Consider the following 19,477-nt stretch of genomic DNA (forward strand, 5'->3'; position numbering starts at 1 on the left):
TTTCAAGCCCCTCTATTCTTCAATATTTACAACGTGATTCCCATCAAAGAAGTATAAACATTTCTCTTTTACAGGATGTTGTAAGCTTTTCTCCAGTGCTTTTGCATATAACGAAAGCTGCACTTTATATCGATCTTCTAAAATTGGTTTCGCTTGTTCGAATCCGCCTGGAAATTTCCCTTCAATCATATCTGTTTTGAAGTCGATTAACGTAATGCCATCTTCCTCTTCAATCATGCAGTCGATAACCCCTTGGACAAGAATCGATTCCCCGCTATTCCCTTGCCAATCTTGATATGCTTCTTCTGCTGCAAGCATCATCGTAAATGGAACTTCACGCTCAACACTTTTCGCCGCTAATACCCTTTTACCTAAGTCACTGTCAAAGAATGAAATTACTTTTTCAATCGCTATTTCTTCCGCCTGCTCGAATGTTAATAATTCCTTATTTACCATTCCAGCAATTTGCTCTTGAAGAACTTCAACCGTAATCGGCTTCTTCAAATCAACATGCTGCATAACGACATGGACTGCTGTTCCGCGCTCTGCGTACGTTAACCCTTTTTTCTCCATAAAGCGCGGACGTGTTTTAATTGGTGCACGTAGTTTTTTAATAAAGGCGTTATCACTACCATCTTCTGATTGATAATTTCTCTTTATTTCTGTAACAGATTGCTTCGCACGGTGAGATGTTGCTTCCTCATATCCGTACTTCCACATTAATCTGTCGTACACTTCATCTTTTCGTTCACTTTCTAACGGCACAGCCTTTTTCTCACGAAGCGCTTCTAACAATTCTTGTTTCTCTTCTTGAACTGGCTCTGGTGCAAGTAGCGTATTACCGTCCACAACTTCTACTTTCCAGCTAGTGTCATACCCGTAAATTTCATCTGGAATACTTCCTTGTCCTAATTCAAGAAGCATTTCACTATCACGGTGTCTATATAATGAAGGTGCAATCCAGTCTAAATAACAAGACGCCCCGGCACGTATGTGATCTGGTAATAACCATTCACTATGTTCCCTCGCATCAAGCCATTTTTCCATTTCCTTATTTGCATCCTTAACTGTTCCGATTAAAATTAACTTCTCTTTCGCGCGCGTCAACGCTACGTATAGCACGCGCATTTCTTCCGCAATTAATTCCATTTTCATTTTACGCTTAATCGCAAGCTGTGATAATGTTGTATATTTAATTCGTTTACGCGGATCGATAAATTGCGAACCGAAACCGAAATCTTTATGCAATAAGAAACGTTTCATTAAGTCTTGTGTATTAAAACGACGACCGAGTCCAGCTACAAATACAACCGGGAACTCTAACCCTTTACTTTTATGAATCGTCATAATGCGAACAACGTCTTCTTGTTCACCGAGGGCCCTCGCCGTACCCATGTCATCACCGCGTTCTAAAATACGTTCAATAAAACGTAAGAAGCGGAATAATCCTCTAAATGATGTTGCTTCGTATTGTCTTGCGCGGTCATATAGTACGCGTAAGTTTGCCTGCCTTTGCTTTCCAGCTGGTAAACCGCCAACGAAGTCGTAATAACCTGTCTCACCGTACACTTTCCAAATTAAATCAGAAAGTGATTGTTGACGTGCAAATTCACGCCATCCTTGCAGTAAGTTATAAAACCACTCTAATTTATCATGAAGTTCTTGCTCCTCTTCAAGTGGTGCCCCTTTTAAGAATGAGCTCATTACTTCATAAAACGAGCCTTTCTTTCCATGAGCACGAAGCGTTGCAAGTTCTTCATCGCTCAATCCAACGATTGGAGAACGAAGTACAGCTGCAAGCGGAATATCTTGCATCGGATTATCAATAACGCGGAATACGTTCATCATAATATTTACTTCCGTCGCTTCAAAGTAACCAGTCGCAAGGTCAGCGTACACTGGAATTCCTTGTAATTTTAACTCTTCCATAATTTGCGGGGCCCACGGCATGGAGCGAAGTAAAATAACGAAGTCGCGGTATTGTACTGGGCGCATACTATCATTTTTACGGTCATACACTTCATAACCTGAATCAACCATCGCTTTAATGCGCTGCGCCATAAGACGAGCTTCAAGCTGTGCTTTTTCGACTTCTGCACCTTCTTCTCCGTCTATTACTTCTTCTTCCGTTTGCTGAATGCACAGTAGTTCTGCTGCTACATCTTCACCTTCCGGATAGCTAGCACCTAACTTTAATTCAGCGTCTGCATCGTAGTCGATTTCTCCGACTTCTTCACCCATAATTTGTTTGAAGATAAAGTTCGTACCTGCTAGCACTTCATGACGACTACGGAAATTTTTCGCTAAGTCAATCTTCATTCCGCCGCCCAATCCTTCTTGCGTAAAGCGTTTATACTTTCCTAGGAATAAGCCTGGTTCTGCTAGTCGGAAACGATAAATTGACTGCTTCACGTCGCCAACCATGAACAAGTTTCCTTCACTCTCAGAATCTTTCGTTACGAATTTAATAATGGATTCCTGTACAAAGTTCGTATCTTGATATTCATCGACTAACACTTCAGCAAATTTATTACGATATTGAAGCGCTACTGCTGAAGGATTCATTTCACCATTTTCACTTTTTTCACTTAAAATTTGTAAACAAAAATGCTCTAAATCTGTGAAATCGACCATTCCTTTATCTCGCTTCATCGCTTGGAAACGCTCTGTAAATACTTTTACAAGTTGAACAAGCTTTTCTAATACTGGGTGCATATCTTGAAAATCTCGTAAGAAACTTTCAGGTTTGCGGCTAAATAACTCTTCTTGTAATTTCTTCACTTCATCTTTCGCTTTATTACGAAGAGAGTCTACTTGTTTTACAACATCTTCATTGTAATCACTTTTCTTAATACGCTTTAACGTTTGCCACGATACGTTTTGCATCGCTTCATACAATCTTGTCCACGATTCACGAGCTGCGGATGATAACGTTCCAAGTAAAGCTACGTCTGCTTGCAGGGTTTCAACGCGAGGCGCTGGACCGTCAGGAAGCATTGCGAGTTCAGTTGCCTTACGAATATGCTGTTCCGCTGTTTCAAGCTGGAATTTCACATCTTCTAATAAATAAGAAGCATATACTAAATCTTCAATTGTCTTTCCTTCGACGTCGTATGCTTCTACTAATTTATCAAGCCATTTCTCCGGATTTGGATGCGCTCTTGATTCTGTATGAAGCGCTAAAATCATACGTTGTAAGTCATCATCACTACGGTCACTCGTATAACGATCAACGAGTTCAAAGAATATCGTATTATCTTCGATGCCATACTCTTCTTCTAATATGTCATCTAGCACTTCTTCTTTTAACAATTCATTTTCTGTTTGATTCGCAATACGGAAACGAGGATCAACATCAAGCATGTAGTAATATCCTCTAATAACTTGTAAACAGAATGAGTGAATTGTTGAAATGGAAGCTTTATTTAATAGGCTCAGCTGCTTTCTTACGTGTTGAGAGCCTGGTTCATCAATTAATACTTTTTCTAACGCTTCCCCGATTCGGTTTTTCATCTCTTGCGCTGCTGCATTCGTAAATGTTACAACGAGCAGGCGGTCGACATCGACTGGATTCTCTTCATTAATAATCTTTTTAATAATACGTTCAACTAATACTGCTGTTTTACCTGATCCAGCTGCAGCCGCAACTAAAATATCACGTCCGTTCGCTACAACAGCTTTCCACTGGTCATCTGTCCATTGACTACCTTCTGGTTTTTTAGGCCAATTTTCTATCATTCTCCGCCAACCTCCTCTCTTATTTTCTCCATCGCTTCGCTATCTTTCATATCTTTTAACGATCGGAACTGATTATCTTCAAGTGACTCATCAAATTGACAAACAGATTTGAAGTTACAGAACGTACATGCTGCTTTATTTCCCATTTTATAAGGAGCAATATCGATAACACCTTCTGTAATATCTTTTCCGATATTTTCAAACGTATGGTGTACATATTTTTGCAGTACGTTAAACTCTTGCTCACTTGCAATACTTGAACGCGCACTAAAGCTACCGTCTTTTTTCAGGCCAGCAGAAATAATATCTGAGCTTCCTGTTGAAAGTTTGTTATCCATTAAACGAACAACGTCAGCATTTCCTAATACGAGTCCTTTCATTTTAAATTTCTTTAAAATTTCTTTTTCAATTTCAGCTTCAGATGCGTCACCTTTCATCTCAACGATTGGGTTATGAATATGGAAATACAATACACCAGCTGGTGATGCTGCGTGGCCTTTTTTCATCCACGTCTGTGCATTCGAAGTAACAACATCTAAATACGTTAACATTTGAAGTGCTAATCCGTAATACACTTCCGTTAAATCTAACGCTTTTGAACTTGATTTATAATCAATAATACGTAAGAACGTCCCGTTTTCATCTTCTGCCTTATCAACACGGTCAATACGGCCGACTACTTCCATCTTCACACCATTTGGTAATGAGAATTCCATCGGCGGAAGTGATCCTGTACCTCCCATACCGAACGGCACCTCTAAATCAACTGGTACGAATCCGCTTGACTTCGCATGTTCACGAAGAATGATTGACGTACGGAAAATGATTTGTTGTAGTTTTTGTTTTAAATAGAAATGACGGTTTGAACTTAATAAAATTTGTCGTTGTAATAACGGCGCAATTTCTTCTATTACTAAAACAGAAAGATGCTCACACTCTTTTATGGATAAATCCGCCCAAGTGCGGTTTTCACGCAATAACTTGTCCGCAATTTTCTTTAATGCCGCATGGAATAATTCGCCGATGTCTGGCGCATCAAGCTTGAAAATATCACGCTCTCTAAGCGATAAACCGTGCTGCGCAAAATGAGCGTATGCACAACGATTAAATAGTTCCATACGAGAGACGCTTCCTTTAATTATATCTCCGTATAAATCTCTACTTACTGCTGTACTTAGTTTCTTCGCACGATTTCGATAGAATAAACTTGATAAGACGCGGCTACTTTTTTGTTTCCATTCATCTGAAGTTACGTAGAAATTATATACGTCCCACCAAAAGTCTAAATTCCCTTCAAATCCGTATCGCTTCCACGTTTGTAGTTGCTGCATAACGTAAGATAACGTTACTTCTGGCGTTGCTACGTATGAAATTTGTTCTGAACGTGATAAATCATTTACGTCATTCGTAATAAATGAATCTTTCACATTAGGGAACATTCTTTTTATTTTCTTAATAAAGCTAGACGCAAGTAACGTCTTTCCTTCTTCATCCGCAAGCGGGCATGAAATGTATAACTTCTCAGATGCTCTCGTTACCATTTGATACATAACGAACTGTTCTTCTAACAAAGTTTGTCTCGTCGTTGGCGCTAATTCAATCCCTGCCGCACCAAGAACTTCTCTTTCCTCATCAGAAAGCATCCCTTCATCCATAGGTGCTGCTGGAATGACACCCTCATTTACACCTATAATAAACGTTGCTTTCACGTCAGATAACCTGGAGTGATCAATATTAGCAATTAACACTTGGTCTAATGACGGCGGAATGTTAGCAAATTGAAGTGCCTCAAGACCTGTCGACATAACGTCCGTAAACATAGAAAGAGACATTTTCTCTTCACCAAGCATCTCTACAAACGTATCAAGAAGGCTCATTACTTCTTCCCATACTTGTTCATGATCTGTCGCAAATAAGAAATCTCCACTTTCTTCTGCACGTATACGTAATTCTTCCAGTTTTTTCGGAACATCCAGCTCTTCTAAAAATAAGTAAACTGCTTCACACATTTGCATAACTGTTCCTGCACGCTTTAACCTTTTTTGCATGCGAATAACAGGTGTTCTTACAACGTCACGTAGCCTATTTATTTTCTCTTCCATTTCACGTTCACTGTCTGTAATCATCCCGTTCGTATCATCAAGAGAACGATAACGACGATACATCCATGGATCCTCTGAAGTCCATCTCTTTCCTTGTACACCGTACGCTAAACAGTAATTTTCAAATTCATCCATTTCTTCACGCATCGCTTCTTTTCTTACGTCTAATGGATATAAAAGCTCTGTTTTCACGCAACGGAACACCGCATCATAACGCCAATTCCCACTAATAATCTCGAGTGCAGAACGAATACATTCTACTAATGGGTGGTGTGACATCGGGCGCTTTTCATCGATGAAGTGCGGGATATTATAATCTGTAAATAACGTTCGCATCACATCGTAATAACTTTCCCCATTACGAAGAAGCACTGCAATATCTCGGTAACGATATTTTTCATCCGCAACAAGTTTACGAATTTCACGAGCAACACCTTCTACCTCCGCTCGTAAATTCGCAGCTGTACTAATCGTTACACTCGCTTCACCGTTAAATTTTTCATTCGGACGCGCTTCATAATGAGCTTCTAAATGCGCTAATGCCGGAGAATGAAAACGCGGCTGTTCCATAAGTGGAATTGTTTTTTCAATTTCTATTTTCTCTTCACGCGCTACTTGTTTTATTTTTTCATACGTTAACGTCGTTTCATAAAATAAATCGAGTTCATTTACTGGCTGTGCTAACGTTTTTTCATCTATCGTTAACGTGATCGTAACTCTCGCTCCGCAAATCATAAGCTGTCTTACAATCTCTAACTCTTGCGGGGAAAATGAATGAAATCCATCTATATAAATTTCCGCACCATTTACATATTCAGATTGCGGAAGCTTTTCCACTAGCAATTGCAGGTAGTCTTCTGAATCTAAGTATTTTCCAATTAAAGCACGTTCAAAATCATCGTATAGTAACTGTAAATCATACACTTTATTCGCTAGTAACTTTTGTTCGGCACTGCTACTATGCGCATCTAATTGTTGCCACATTTCATATACGTTAGATGGCGTTACATTGTAACGTTTAAACTCCGCGATCATACTGCCAAGATGTTCAAAGAAACCGTTTTGCTCCGCTGCTTTTTGGAACACCGATAATCCATCTTTACGAGACTCTACAATTTTACGGAGTAACATATGTATACCAGCTTCATCAATATGAAGACGACTCGCTCCGCCAACTTCTTGCAGTACCTTCCACGCTAATCGTGAAAAACTAAAAACTTGTGCCCGAATAGAACCTCTTACATCCTCACTTCCAATTAACACCTGCTGCGTCTGGAATGTCATCTGTTCTGGCACAAGATATAATATTGTTTTCCCTCTCGGGCGCTGTTTTAACTCTTCTTGCACTTCGCGTAAACAAAGTGTACTTTTTCCACTTCCCGCTCTACCAATCACAAATCGAAGTGACATGTAACCCCACCTTTCACTTACATAACGAACGTTAGTTTGCTACTATAATTGTATTATAGTACACGAAAAAAGACAAACTGAGTTGTTTGTCTTTTCTATACTTCTACTTCATTATATCAACCTTTTGAAAAATTCGTTTGTACCTCTTTAATTGGCCAATATCGTAAATCAACTTTACCGACAACTGTATCAGCTTTTACAAAACCAAAGTGTCTACTATCCCAGCTCCCGAGCCGGTTATCACCTACTACAAAAATAAACCCGGGTGGCACCAGCTTTTCTTTCGTTAACTCTTCTAATTTAAAGTCGCCTGTTAGTTGCCTTCCATTTATCTCTTTCTTATACTTCTCTAGATACGGCTCATCAATAAATTGTCCATTTATATATAACTTATCATGCTTATATTCAATATGATCTCCAGGTAAACCGATAATTCGCTTTACATAGTCCTCTTTTTTATTCGCATGAAACACCACAACGTCAAATCTGTTCAAGTCCCCAACTTGATAACTCACCTTATTTACAACGAGCATATTGCCATCTTGCAATGTCGGCATCATTGACTTCCCCTCTACAACATACGTTGAAAAGAAAAACGTTCGAAAAAATACAGCTAATAATACACCAATTAAAATTGTTCGTATCCACTCTATGCCTTCTTTTTTCAAAGTTTTCTTCATCTACTTCTCCCCTTATCCTTTAATACTGAAGCTTTCCTTTACAAAGAAGACTATTCTTAATGTAGTTCTAACTTTACTTCAATTTTCTTACCGACATACCATAAAATAAAAATACCAATCGCTACAACGACTGATTTCACCGGATTATGAATAAATGACATTAAATCATGACCGATATACGTTAAAATAAAAATCATCACAAGCTTTCCGAATGCTAACGCTAGACCAAACTGTTTTACACTAATTCGGGATAAACCAGCGACAACATTTATGAGCGCTGACGGTGTAAACGGAAAACAAAATATAACAAAAATCGGTGCGAATCCTTTCCTTTCAATCCACCCCATTGCTTTCCGTACTCTCTCATGCTTATTTACAAACGAAAAGAAACGACTGCGACCAAAATAGCGGATGATGAAAAAGACAAGTAATGCACCCATTACTGATCCAAGCCATGAATAAAGAAAACCGAGCCAAAAGCCAAATGCAACAGCATTCGCCAGTACAAATACGATAAGCGGTAATGCTGGAATCAACGCCTCTATCATCGGTAAACCAATACCAAGAAGTGGTCCGAACGCTTTATAACTCTCAACAATATGATCCATATTTTCTGGTGAAAAATACTCTTTGATTGTCTGAAAATCCATTCTACACTTTACCCCTTTACTCTAAATACTATCCCTACTGTATCATCGCTTATATGAAAGAGGAAATGGTAGATACGACATATGGAGATGTATTTATTAAAGTTTCCATATCTTTCATAAGAATTCCTTCATTATTTAGCTATGATAATCTATCAATATTCGACAGGACGTGTCGTTCGTTTTGTTATTTAGATGGTTTTCCGATATTTTTATCGGCAAATGAAATTACACTGGTGACTTTCTAAATATATCAATTACAACTCGGTTTTTCTAATATATCGCCTTATCGACAAAGACTGATAAATAAAAAAAGAATGGGGATTCCCCCATCCTTTCACACTTCGCCTTCCTTCACAAAATACACTCTCTCATAAGCGGGTCTTAATGTTGATTCCTCTTTTTTATCAATCTCTTTAAAACAAGGACTCCCTTGCTTTTTCCTACGATCTTCATATTCAGTACGCAATTTCGCTGTACGATTTTGTTGATTTTCAAAACTAGTTTTTGATATTTCTAATTTCACAGCAAAGCCATTTATAAATCTAATAATAAGATTTCCATCTTTTAATTCTTTATTACTTTCAATATAAAAATGAGACAACCACGCGCACTCTTTTCTAGAGTAAGAATAGGTAGGGAAAAAATAAAGTTGATCTGCTGGACTAATCGCAATCGGTGCTTTATGTGTAATATGAGTTAACTCTTTCGTTCCTTCTTTTCTGCCTAAGAAACTAGAGCCATGCTTGCGGCAACTTCTTTCTATAATATCTAGAGGTTTTTGAAATACGAAAAAAGAATCATTCATTTCAACGACTCGAGTAACAATTTTCTTTTCACTTAGAATAACAGGAAGTAAGGCCATCGTATTTTTCGTTACAACATAATTTTCGACATAGCGTTCCACTTTACTTTCCATGCTCTATTATCTCCTTTTTCCATTTATATTAGCAGCTGCATATATAATTTTAGCACCTATGAAAAGGAAATAGCTTACAAGTTCCGCTTTTTTACAATTTTTTATCATTTATCAAACATTTGTCAAATAGTAAAATCGAAATATAGAAATTATTTAATGTTACAACTATAAAAACAGCATTTATACTACCTATAAATATTTATTATCCATTCCTCTTTTCACATCATTACAACAATTAACTTTGCTATAATTAAAATGTAAATCCAATATATGGAGGGCCACTATGGAAGAAAAAGAAATCCAACCATCGATTCAAATGAAAAATAGCAGCGTCATTATCGTGAAAAACTCAGCTAGTATTATATTCGGCTTATTTTTCATTCTTCTATTCTTTTCCAAACCATTTCGTAAATCAAAATGTCCAGAATGTAAAAAACGTGAGAAGAAAAAATTAGGGCAAGAACAATAAAAGGCCTTCCTTTATGGAATGCCTTTTTACATTTGTAGTATCATTTTATTTATTCTTCTTCACCCTAAAAAACAACTATATTTTCTTCCAAGGTTCTCTACATCTTTTTTGATTTGTATATGATCCTTATATAAAACATGAGAAATAGTATTTGTACTTGTTACTCGCTTTTAATTTTTATTAAACACTTCAAATTTGTACATCTTTATCCATCACTAACAATTCGTTAATTAGTTAACTTTATAATATAAGTTTTGTATATAATTTCATTCAAAAACACAATATATATAAGTGGTCATTTTATAATTACATTGCTTTTTATCGAATTCCAAAAAGGAGCTGTATACTATGGATAAAGAAAACCTATTAAGCCAGCAGGTTAATAGCATCCCCTCAGATGCTCTGAATACCCCTAGTAAGGAACAAGAACAACTGTTAGAAACATCATCTCAAAACGTACAAACTTCCAACAACAATGCTAACAAAAAAGATGTTACTAAAGGTCTATCTGGAAAAGATTTCCCTACTTCAATAGAGAATACAAATTTATAGTTATTTACTATCATACGCAGCAAATGCTCTTGCTGAACTAACTCTTCTACAGAAACTAATACGCATTCCCGATAATTTTTTACCAGTTTTAACATAAAAAAAGAGATTTACATATAAAAACAGGCTCTGGAAAAATTTTCTCCACAACCTAAAAAAAGGATGGCATTAGCCATCCTTTTTTTCATCATCAACTATAAAATTATAGTTTGATTACGTTTTTAGCTTGAGGTCCACGGTTACCGTCTTCGATTTCGAAGCTAACTTTTTGACCTTCTTCTAGAGATTTGAAACCGTCAGTTTCGATTGCAGAGAAATGTACGAATACGTCGTTTCCACCTGGAACTTCGATGAAACCGAAGCCTTTTTCGTTGTTAAACCATTTTACTTGTCCTGTTACTGCCATAATTATTTCCTCCTAAGAAAATACAAATTTTAAATTTTTTAGTCTTCCTATCTAAAAAAAGAATCCACACATTATCAAATACGAAACATAAACTAGTTCTCACATATTTTTTCTCGTTCGTTTTCAGCACTTGATAACATATGGATTGCTTAATTTAACTATTCAACTGACATCATCATAGCACATTAAAATAAAATGTACAATCTTTTTCTAAAATGGAATTTCTAATTTTTAGTATTTCTTATAAAATATAATTATCTCTATTCCAAATAAGGAGGAATTTATGAACAACAAAATTCCTAGAAAAACATTAGCAAGAATCGAAGAGGATATTAAAAATAATAATCTTGGAAAAGCAAGAGACAGATTGCACGGCCTCATCTTTACATACCCAAATGAATTACACCTTCGAAAACAACTCGGAGATATTTATTATACATTACAATATCCAGAAATGGCTGGACGTTACTGGTATCTAGAGGAGCATAAAACAGACATTATGCATGAATCATGTTTATTATTTGAAAAATCAATGGGAAATAGTCCTCATCATATTGCACGTGCTTTAAAGTTTAAAGGCGATTCTAACCATATAAAAAGTTTGTATAAAGAGCAACCTTTATCTTCAGTGCAGAAGAAAGTAGCAGAGGAGTTAATTTATGAGTATAAAGAAACATGGCAAGATAAGCTAGTCCCTTTTGGCTGTCTAGCATTGCTTGCTTCCCTTCTCTTTTCTGCCATTGTTGGTCTATTCACTATTTGGAATTGGATTTTTTAATTATAGGGGGAATTTTCACATGTCAAACTACGCTAAAGAAGAAAGGCTAACAGGGGGAAACGTCTCAAGCGTATATCGTTCTGAAAATACTGTTCGGCGAGAGTTAAAGCCAGGCAGTGAAAAGATTCATAAGCTATTACAACATTTAGAAAACAAAGGATTTCATTATGCTCCAAAGTTTTTAGGTGTAGATGAAAAGGATAGAGAGATTTTATCCTTTATTGAAGGAGAAGCTGGCAATTATCCTTTAAAAGAATATATGCGATCTAATGATGTATTAAAAGAAATCGCAAAGATGCTCCGCCTTTACCATGATGCTGTAAGTGATTTTCCGTTATTAGATGATTGGAAACCGATGGATCATACTCCAAATAACATTGAGGTTTTATGTCACAATGATTTTGCCATATATAACATTATTTTTAATAATGAGAAGCCAGTAGGGATTATTGATTTCGATGTTGCTGCTCCTGGTCCAAGACTATGGGATATCGCTTATACACTCTATACTTGTGTGCCTTTAAGTAGAGTGTATTATACAGAATCCGGTGAAGCCGTTTATTATGACTCATCGCAACATGCAGATTGTATTAAAGAGAGAATGAATTTGTTCGTTCAGTCCTATGATAAAAATATGGATGAAGATTACTTAGGAATGGTGTTGCTTCGATTAGAAGGGTTATGTACATATATGAAACGAAAAGCACAAGAAGGCGACTTGAATTTCCAAAGAATGATTGATGAAGGACATCTAGAGCATTACGAGAAAGATATGAAGTTTATTCGCGATTATGGAGCTGAGTGGAGTTGATTTAGTAATAAAGAAAAGTTAGTATCGTTTTTTGCCGATAAATCGATATTTCTTTTCGAATCTTTTAGAAAATAACAAGGGGCACCTTTCAAAAAGGTGCCCCTTCCTTTTATTTCGTAAACTGTGCTTCTTCTGTAGATCCTTTTAACGCTGTCGTTGATGAAGTTCCGCCTGTAATCACTTGTGCCACTTCATCAAAGTAACCTGTTCCCACTTCGCGTTGATGACGTGTTGCAGAGTAGCCGTGTTTTTCAACTGCGAATTCTGCTTGTTGTAGTTCAGAGTATGCTGCCATGCCGCGCTCTTTATAGCCACGTGCTAGTTCAAACATACCGTAATTTAATGAATGGAATCCAGCAAGTGTTACGAATTGGAACTTGTAACCGTAAGATGCGATTTCCTTTTGGAAGCTTGCAATTGTTTTTTCATCTAGTTTTTGTTTCCAGTTGAATGAAGGTGAGCAGTTATATGCAAGTAGCTTCCCTGGATGCTCCTTATGAATTGCGTCCGCAAATCGTTTTGCATCTTCTAAATTTGGTTCTGACGTTTCACACCAAACGAGGTCTGCGTACGGTGCATACGCTAAACCGCGCGCAATTGCTTGATCAAGACCTGCATTCGTACGGTAAAATCCTTCTGGTGTTCTTTCTCCTGTAATAAATGCTTTATCAACAGGATCAATATCGCTCGTAATTAAATCAGCCGCATCCGCATCTGTTCTTGCAACGATAATTGTCGGCACTCCCATTACATCTGCTGCAAGGCGTGCAGAAATTAAATTGCGTACTGCTGTTTGCGTTGGTAGTAGTACTTTTCCGCCTAAATGGCCACATTTTTTCTCTGAAGATAATTGATCTTCAAAATGCACACCTGATGCACCTGCTTCAATCATACCTTTCATCAGTTCGAATACATTTAATTGCCCACCAAATCCAGCTTCTGCATCTGCTACAATCGGTACGAAATAGTCTGTATCATCGCTTCCTTCCATATGCTGAATTTGATCCGCACGTTGAAGCGTTTGATTAATTCGTTTTACTACAGCAGGTACGCTGTTCGCTGGATATAAACTTTGGTCTGGATACATATGCCCAGAAAGGTTTGCATCAGCTGCTACTTGCCAACCACTTAAGTAAATCGCTTTTAACCCAGCTTTTACTTGTTGCATCGCTTGGTTTCCTGTTAATGCGCCAAGTGCGTTAATATAGTCTTCTGTATGAAGCGATGTCCAAAGCTTCTCAGCACCGCGGCGCGCTAACGTATGTTCAATATCAATTGACCCGCGCAGGCGAATTACATCTTCTGCCGAATATGGACGTGTGATCCCTTTCCAACGCTCATCTAATTCCCAGCTTTCTTGTAACTTCTCGATTCTTTCGTTTTTCATTTGTTCCATCCCCTTTTCATTTTTTATAAAATTTCATAACCCGGTAATGTTAAAAATGGTACGAATTCATCATTTCGAACGAGATTTGTAAACAACGTTGTCGCCTCTTGGAATCTCCCTTTCTTAAAGGCTTCCTTACCAATCTCTCTTTCTATTTTTGCTAATTCTTCTTCTTTTAATTCTTCCATTAATTCAAGCGTAATATTACGACCATCATTTAGTTTTCCACCTTCATGACGAATCCATTGCCATACTTGTGCTCTTGAAATTTCAGCTGTTGCCGCATCTTCCATTAAGTTATAAATGGGTGCTGCTCCCCGTCCGCTTAACCAAGATGCAATATATTGAATACCTACGCTAATATTCATGCGAAGGCCCTCTTCTGTAATCGTTCCCACCGGTACCTCTAGTAAATCGTTTTCTGTTACACATATTTCTTCACGTCTTCTAAAAATTTGATTTGGTGTTTTCATAATGTGATTAAACACTTCCATTGCAACCGGTACAAGTCCAGGGTGGGCAACCCAAGTCCCGTCATGACCGTCTAAAGCTTCGCGTTCCTTATCAGCACGCACTTTTTCAAAAGCTGCTTCATTTGCTTCTGGATTATTTTTAATCGGAATTTGTGCCGCCATTCCTCCAATTGCTGGTGCATTACGGCGGTGACATGTTTGAATTACTTTCAAAGAATACGAACGCATAAATGGCGCCGTCATCGTGACTTGTGCTCTATCTGGTAGTAAGAATTTATTATGATTACGGAAACTCTTTAAAAAGCTAAAAATATAATCCCATCTTCCGCAGTTTAAGCCAGCAGAATGATCTTTTAGCTCATACAAAATTTCATCCATTTCAAACGAAGCGTGAATCGTTTCCAGTAACACAGTTGCTTTAATCGTTCCATTTGGAATGCCGATATATTTTTGAGCAAATACGAATACATCATTCCATAATCTCGCTTCTAAATAACTTTCCATTTTCGGTAAGTAAAAGTATGGGCCGCTCCCTTTTGCTAAAAGAGCTTTCGCATTATGGAAAAAGTACAAGCCGAAGTCTACTAAGCTACCCGACATATTTTTCCCATCAACTTGCATATGCTTTTCCTCTAAATGCCATCCTCTTGGACGTACAATGAGTACAGCTGTTTTCTCATTTAATCTATATTCTTTCCCTTTATCATTTTCATGTGAAATCGTTCCCTTTACTGCATCTCGTAAATTGATTTGGCCTTCCACTGCATTTTCCCAAGTTGGTGAATTCGAATCTTCAAAATCCGCCATAAAAAGATGCGCTCCTGAATTTAAAGCGTTAATGACCATCTTTCTATCTACCGGTCCAGTAATCTCTACACGGCGATCCTCTAAGTCTTTTGGCAGCTTGGCAATTGTCCAATCCGCTTCACGTATGTGTTTTGTTTCTTCTAGAAACTTCGGAAACTCCCCTGCATCAATTCTCTTTTGTTTTTCTACACGTTTTTGTAAAAGTTCTATGCGGCGCTCATTAAAATTCTCATGTAGTTCCTTCAAAAAACTAAGCACCTCAGGTGTCAATATTTCGCTGTACGCTGGTAACATTTCTCCAACGAGTGTAACCCGTGAAGTTTGCGTCGACATATTAGCATCCCCTTCTTAAACTGTTTTATAACAGATTTGATTTCATGTTTTATATTATATAACAAATCTTCAGAAAAGGAAGTTTTTTTTGAAAATTCATTTCGTTTTTTTTCAAAACGCCATTCTTTCGCGCTTTATTTCATACAAAAAAGGCCGCTGTTATACAACAACGACCTTTTTGTATTATTTTTGAATTTCACTTTGACTAGTTAAACTTTATTACTGCCCTTGTTCCATATCATGCAATATTGCTCTATGTAAAAACTGTGCGTATTGTTCTCTCGTTACCTTCATAGACGGACCGAATTTACCTTCTCCGATTCCCATTGTAATACCATTTGTTTGTACTGCACTAATTGCATTCGTTGCCCATGAATTTGCTGAAACATCATTAAAGTTATGAGATCCCTTTGCCTGTAGGTCAAAAGCATTCGTAAGAACTTGTGCCATTTCCGCACGCGTTAACGTCGCCTTCGGTCTAAAGTTTCCATTCTCGTCTCCCTGGAAAATTCCGATTTCCGTTAGAGCCAATATCTCCTCGATAAAGCTTGTTGAATTTTCATCGATATCTCCATATGGGTTTTCATATTCATCTTGTTCTTCCATATCAAACACACGGTAAATTAAAGCTGCAACTTGCTCACGTGTTACATTATCCCCAAAACCGAATATTCCATCGCCATATCCCAAAATTATTTCTTGTTCCGCTAATTCATGAATTGCCTCATATGCCCAATGTCCTTTTGGTACATCTTTAAATACAATTGTATTTGCTTTTTGCAACGGTGCACTTTCCGCTTTTACACTATTACTCTCTGCTGAGAATAACACCCCACCCATAATTGTTAATGCTGTAGCTGTTTTTAATAATTTTTTGCTCATCAAATTATCTCCCCAATATGTATATGTTTTTTTAAAAATATACAGAATAAATGGTATAGTGACAATATATTTTCCGACACATTTCGTGACGGTTTTGTGAATCATATTACACATCATGTCTTTTTCATCGGGTTGATTATAAAGCTTGTTTATAACCATAAAAATACATAAATACGAATAATAATTCTTTTTTAAACAAACAAAAAAGCACAAATTTTTCTATTTGTGCTTTCATATTTCACTCTACTTCCAATCCTCTTTCAAATGATAATTAATAATCGCATTATTAATAAACTGAGCATATTGTTCTCTAGGTACAGGGCGATTTAATTCATACATGCCATTCCCAGTTCCTCTCACAACATTATTAGATTGCAACGCACTAATTGCATCTTCTGCCCAGTGACCTTTTGGAATATCTTTAAATGTATGTTTTTGTTTCGTTTCAAAATTAAATGCTCGTTTTAAAATGACAGCCATTTCCGCTCTAGAGATTGGTGCTTTCGGCCTAAAATCCCCTTGGCCATCCCCTGTAAAAACACCACGTTTTGTTAACGCTAAAATTTCCTTTTTAAAAGTGGTTGTACTATCAGAAACATCTTTATATGGATTCGCTACTGGCCCTTCTTCTTTTATCTCAAGTGTTCTGTAAATAGTCCCAGCTACTTGTTCACGTGTTATAAGATCGCCAACACCATACTTCCCGTTTCCATACCCTAATATAATTTTATGATACGCTAAATCCATAATAGCATCATATGCCCAAAATCCGTATGGAACATCTTCAAACACAATCATTTGTGGATACTCTTCCGCTTTTACAGGCGTCACATTCGTCCCTGCAAATATACCTCCTGCCATTGTCGCAATCATCATTACACCCAATATTTTTTTCTTCATTATCCTCTCTCCCTATTTCATTCAAATAAAATGAACTTCATTGTTTCAGGAGTACTATTTTTTTGTGAATGTAAGATAAAATGCAAATCTTCTAGAAGAAATATTTCCACTACCTTTCTGCTTTATACCCCCTTCTTTCTTTTTCAAAAAGGAAGTTGTCACATCTAAGGTGTTATATACTAAAACATTCTACAATCTCTTTATAAACTCCTTTTCACTTTATAACTTCCCTTTATTGGCACCTAAAGGAGATGCCTAGTGGAGGTTACTATATTCATGGTTTATATTTCAGAGGTAGCATTTTTCGCTGAATTTTGAGGTGGGGGTCTTACTGCCCAGCAAATAACGAGATAAAAAAATCATCCTTTTTTCTTAAAAGAGGATGATTTTTTTATATTTATTAACACTCAAATATGCTACTACTTTTGAAGAGTAAATTGGGCAACTATTTGTTTTAATTTTCCTGCTGCGTTATGCATATGTTCAATTGAAACCGAAATCTCTTGAACAGATTTTTCTTGCTGTTGAATAGACTCTTTTACCCTATCAGTTCGGTCAGAAGATCTTTGGGAAATTTGAGCCATGTCTTCTGCAGAAGCCGAGATTTCCTCACTACTCGCTGCAATTTCATCTGTAGACATAGATACCGTTTGAATTTGCTCAGATACTTGTTGTACTTTTTCTGTAATTGTTCCAAATACTTTTTCTGTGTGCATTACTACTTGTGTACCTGCCTGTACCTCATTATCTACTTTCCCCATCATATGTACCGTATGGTTCGTTGTTCCCATAACTTGAGTAATAAGATTCTCAATTTGTTTTGCAGAATCACTAGATTGTTCTGCTAATTTCCGCACTTCATCTGCCACAATTGCAAATCCTCTACCACTTTCACCAGCACGTGCAGCCTCAATTGCGGCGTTTAATGCTAATAAGTTAATCTGGGAGGTAATACCTTGCATTACATCAATGATTTTAACAATTTCTTCTGATTGTTCTTTCATAGTCTCTACTTGTTTCACACCGCTATGTACCGAATTTTGGATTGTATCCATCTGTTGAATCATTTGTTTCATTAATTTGTTACCATTCTCTGCATCTAATGCTGATTGAGCAGATAATTCATTTACAGAGGATGATGTATTGACTATACTCTGCATTCCTTGTGTCAACTCTTCCATCGCACCCGCAGTTTGTTCCATTGCTTGCATTTGACTCTCTGCACCATTTGCAACTTCTTCAATATCCATAGTGATTTTCTTCGCTGCACTACTAGATACTTCTGATGCAGATACTACTCCGTCTGCATGTTGGAATAAAAGCTGAATATTATTCTCTACTTCTTGCATATTTGTTCTTAGCCCTGCAATCATCTCGTTAAAATTACTTACTAATACACCTAATTCATCCTTAGCAGTATAATCACCATGTACAGTTAAATCTCCTTCTTTCGCTCTTTCCATCATACGACTAACCGTTTGTAAAGGAGCAACTATAAGCTTGCTAATAATATAACTTACTATACATATAACGATTGTAGTAACTACTACAAGAATGATAAAGGTAATAACGGAACGATCAATCATTTTTTGAGAATCTTTAAATACTTGGTCAGCTAAATTTGAAACATACGATTCTAGATCCACTGCATAACCAGCTAACTCTATTCCCTTCGGTTTTAATTCCTTCTGAAATTCATTTACCATTTGTGGCTCGTTTGTTGCCTTCGCCTTTTCAAATAATTTTTTATATGTATCTTTATAACTTGGCAAAGATTTCTTCATCTTCTGAAACAGTTCATCCTCTTGCTTACTTAAATTAACGCCATCATCATATTCTTTTAATAAAGAATCATATTTTTTAAGATCCTTTTCAATATTATCAATTATCCCCTCTTTATTTACTACTTCATTTTGTGACGCCATAATTAATTCTAATAAATTATATTCTAGTGAATTTTGTGTGCGAAGCATTCCTTCTAATAAAATTGCAGAATTTTGATAATCATCTACTACAACCTCTGTATCGTGCTTAATCTTATTAATAGAATTAATTGCTACACTGCTCATAATTATCATACCTAAAACTGCTAATGAAATAAGCGCTAATAATTTATATTTCACTTTTAAATTTTGTAAAAAATACATTTTTTCACCTTTATTCCTTTATATATAGATTTTTAGAAT

15 protein-coding genes and 1 pseudogene are annotated in these 19,477 nt (G+C 36.7%); 4 read left to right on the top strand and 12 right to left on the bottom strand.

Translation table 11 applies throughout. The annotated features are described in order from the left end of the window. Positions 1-12 precede the first annotated feature (12 nt). The 5 genes from addA to ACTJJY_RS18475 form a co-directional block, all read right to left on the bottom strand. Complete coding sequence (gene addA, locus ACTJJY_RS18455) at positions 13-3,738, bottom strand: helicase-exonuclease AddAB subunit AddA (RefSeq protein ID WP_440606220.1); 3,726 nt, start codon at positions 3,736-3,738, stop codon at positions 13-15. Next, positions 3,735-7,250, bottom strand: coding sequence for a helicase-exonuclease AddAB subunit AddB (gene addB, locus ACTJJY_RS18460; protein WP_440606221.1), 3,516 nt, complete (start codon positions 7,248-7,250; stop codon positions 3,735-3,737). Before addB ends, addA begins: the two co-directional genes overlap by 4 nt. A gap of 116 nt (positions 7,251-7,366) precedes the next feature. Further along, positions 7,367-7,930, bottom strand: a complete 564-nt coding sequence (gene lepB / locus ACTJJY_RS18465; protein ID WP_411996300.1) for a signal peptidase I — start codon at positions 7,928-7,930, stop codon at positions 7,367-7,369. Positions 7,931-7,986: 56 nt separating this feature from the next. After that, the gene (locus tag ACTJJY_RS18470; RefSeq protein WP_440606222.1) at positions 7,987-8,580 is read right to left on the bottom strand and encodes a TVP38/TMEM64 family protein; all 594 of its coding nucleotides are present in this window, start codon (positions 8,578-8,580) and stop codon (positions 7,987-7,989) included. 334 nt (positions 8,581-8,914) lie between these two features. Further along, positions 8,915-9,496, bottom strand: a complete 582-nt coding sequence (locus ACTJJY_RS18475; RefSeq protein ID WP_109737525.1) for a competence protein ComK — start codon at positions 9,494-9,496, stop codon at positions 8,915-8,917. A gap of 283 nt (positions 9,497-9,779) precedes the next feature. Here ACTJJY_RS18475 and ACTJJY_RS18480 point away from each other — a divergent pair, with 283 nt between their 5' ends. Both ACTJJY_RS18480 and ACTJJY_RS18485 read left to right on the top strand, forming a co-directional pair. After that, a complete protein-coding gene (locus ACTJJY_RS18480; RefSeq protein ID WP_440606223.1) occupies positions 9,780-9,965 on the top strand; it encodes a hypothetical protein in 186 nt (61 codons plus the stop codon). Positions 9,966-10,313: 348 nt separating this feature from the next. Continuing rightward, positions 10,314-10,517 carry a hypothetical protein gene (locus ACTJJY_RS18485; protein WP_440606224.1) on the top strand — a complete coding sequence of 68 codons (204 nt, stop codon included), beginning with the start codon at positions 10,314-10,316 and terminating at the stop codon, positions 10,515-10,517. Between the two features lie 199 nt (positions 10,518-10,716). Here ACTJJY_RS18485 and cspA read toward each other — a convergent pair whose 3' ends face one another. Beyond that, complete coding sequence (gene cspA / locus ACTJJY_RS18490) at positions 10,717-10,920, bottom strand: RNA chaperone/antiterminator CspA (RefSeq protein WP_000301523.1); 204 nt, start codon at positions 10,918-10,920, stop codon at positions 10,717-10,719. A 283-nt stretch (positions 10,921-11,203) separates the two neighbouring features. Here cspA and ACTJJY_RS18495 point away from each other — a divergent pair, with 283 nt between their 5' ends. Both ACTJJY_RS18495 and ACTJJY_RS18500 read left to right on the top strand, forming a co-directional pair. Next, positions 11,204-11,698: a DUF6584 family protein gene (locus ACTJJY_RS18495; protein ID WP_440606225.1), complete on the top strand. Its 495-nt coding sequence runs from the start codon at positions 11,204-11,206 to the stop codon at positions 11,696-11,698. 19 nt (positions 11,699-11,717) lie between these two features. Further along, a complete protein-coding gene (locus tag ACTJJY_RS18500; protein ID WP_440606226.1) occupies positions 11,718-12,509 on the top strand; it encodes a phosphotransferase in 792 nt (263 codons plus the stop codon). 109 nt (positions 12,510-12,618) lie between these two features. Here ACTJJY_RS18500 and aceA read toward each other — a convergent pair whose 3' ends face one another. The 6 genes and pseudogenes from aceA to ACTJJY_RS18530 all read right to left on the bottom strand — a co-directional run. After that, positions 12,619-13,896 carry an isocitrate lyase gene (aceA, locus tag ACTJJY_RS18505; RefSeq protein WP_440606227.1) on the bottom strand — a complete coding sequence of 426 codons (1,278 nt, stop codon included), beginning with the start codon at positions 13,894-13,896 and terminating at the stop codon, positions 12,619-12,621. Positions 13,897-13,919: 23 nt separating this feature from the next. Further along, positions 13,920-15,509 (bottom strand): malate synthase A, encoded by a 1,590-nt coding sequence (gene aceB / locus ACTJJY_RS18510; RefSeq protein WP_000107349.1) that lies wholly within the window; start codon positions 15,507-15,509, stop codon positions 13,920-13,922. Positions 15,510-15,728: 219 nt separating this feature from the next. Continuing rightward, a complete protein-coding gene (locus tag ACTJJY_RS18515; protein ID WP_114159535.1) occupies positions 15,729-16,496 on the bottom strand; it encodes an S-layer homology domain-containing protein in 768 nt (255 codons plus the stop codon). A 138-nt stretch (positions 16,497-16,634) separates the two neighbouring features. Beyond that, positions 16,635-17,291, bottom strand: a complete 657-nt coding sequence (locus tag ACTJJY_RS18520; RefSeq protein ID WP_016082513.1) for an S-layer homology domain-containing protein — start codon at positions 17,289-17,291, stop codon at positions 16,635-16,637. A 419-nt stretch (positions 17,292-17,710) separates the two neighbouring features. Then, complete coding sequence (locus ACTJJY_RS18525) at positions 17,711-18,664, bottom strand: methyl-accepting chemotaxis protein (protein ID WP_407842732.1); 954 nt, start codon at positions 18,662-18,664, stop codon at positions 17,711-17,713. After that, positions 18,659-19,438: pseudogene (locus ACTJJY_RS18530) on the bottom strand (MCP four helix bundle domain-containing protein); the annotation flags it as partial. The pseudogene ACTJJY_RS18530 and the gene ACTJJY_RS18525, both read right to left, overlap by 6 nt. Between the last annotated feature and the right edge of the window lie 39 nt (positions 19,439-19,477).

Source organism: Bacillus sp. 22475, assembly GCF_052044835.1.
Lineage (GTDB): Bacteria > Bacillota > Bacilli > Bacillales > Bacillaceae_G > Bacillus_A > Bacillus_A cereus.

What these genes read in the sequence shown, in the direction of transcription:
- addA (WP_440606220.1), bottom strand. Translation starts at nt 3,738, where the DNA reads ATGATAGAAAATTGGCCTAAAAAACCAGAAGGTAGTCAATGGACAGAT.
- addB (WP_440606221.1), bottom strand. Translation starts at nt 7,250, where the DNA reads ATGTCACTTCGATTTGTGATTGGTAGAGCGGGAAGTGGAAAAAGTACA.
- lepB (WP_411996300.1), bottom strand. Translation starts at nt 7,930, where the DNA reads ATGAAGAAAACTTTGAAAAAAGAAGGCATAGAGTGGATACGAACAATT.
- ACTJJY_RS18470 (WP_440606222.1), bottom strand. Translation starts at nt 8,580, where the DNA reads ATGGATTTTCAGACAATCAAAGAGTATTTTTCACCAGAAAATATGGAT.
- ACTJJY_RS18475 (WP_109737525.1), bottom strand. Translation starts at nt 9,496, where the DNA reads ATGGAAAGTAAAGTGGAACGCTATGTCGAAAATTATGTTGTAACGAAA.
- ACTJJY_RS18480 (WP_440606223.1), top strand. Translation starts at nt 9,780, where the DNA reads ATGGAAGAAAAAGAAATCCAACCATCGATTCAAATGAAAAATAGCAGC.
- ACTJJY_RS18485 (WP_440606224.1), top strand. Translation starts at nt 10,314, where the DNA reads ATGGATAAAGAAAACCTATTAAGCCAGCAGGTTAATAGCATCCCCTCA.
- cspA (WP_000301523.1), bottom strand. Translation starts at nt 10,920, where the DNA reads ATGGCAGTAACAGGACAAGTAAAATGGTTTAACAACGAAAAAGGCTTC.
- ACTJJY_RS18495 (WP_440606225.1), top strand. Translation starts at nt 11,204, where the DNA reads ATGAACAACAAAATTCCTAGAAAAACATTAGCAAGAATCGAAGAGGAT.
- ACTJJY_RS18500 (WP_440606226.1), top strand. Translation starts at nt 11,718, where the DNA reads ATGTCAAACTACGCTAAAGAAGAAAGGCTAACAGGGGGAAACGTCTCA.
- aceA (WP_440606227.1), bottom strand. Translation starts at nt 13,896, where the DNA reads ATGAAAAACGAAAGAATCGAGAAGTTACAAGAAAGCTGGGAATTAGAT.
- aceB (WP_000107349.1), bottom strand. Translation starts at nt 15,509, where the DNA reads ATGTCGACGCAAACTTCACGGGTTACACTCGTTGGAGAAATGTTACCA.
- ACTJJY_RS18515 (WP_114159535.1), bottom strand. Translation starts at nt 16,496, where the DNA reads ATGATTCACAAAACCGTCACGAAATGTGTCGGAAAATATATTGTCACT.
- ACTJJY_RS18520 (WP_016082513.1), bottom strand. Translation starts at nt 17,291, where the DNA reads ATGAAGAAAAAAATATTGGGTGTAATGATGATTGCGACAATGGCAGGA.
- ACTJJY_RS18525 (WP_407842732.1), bottom strand. Translation starts at nt 18,664, where the DNA reads ATGATTGCAGGGCTAAGAACAAATATGCAAGAAGTAGAGAATAATATT.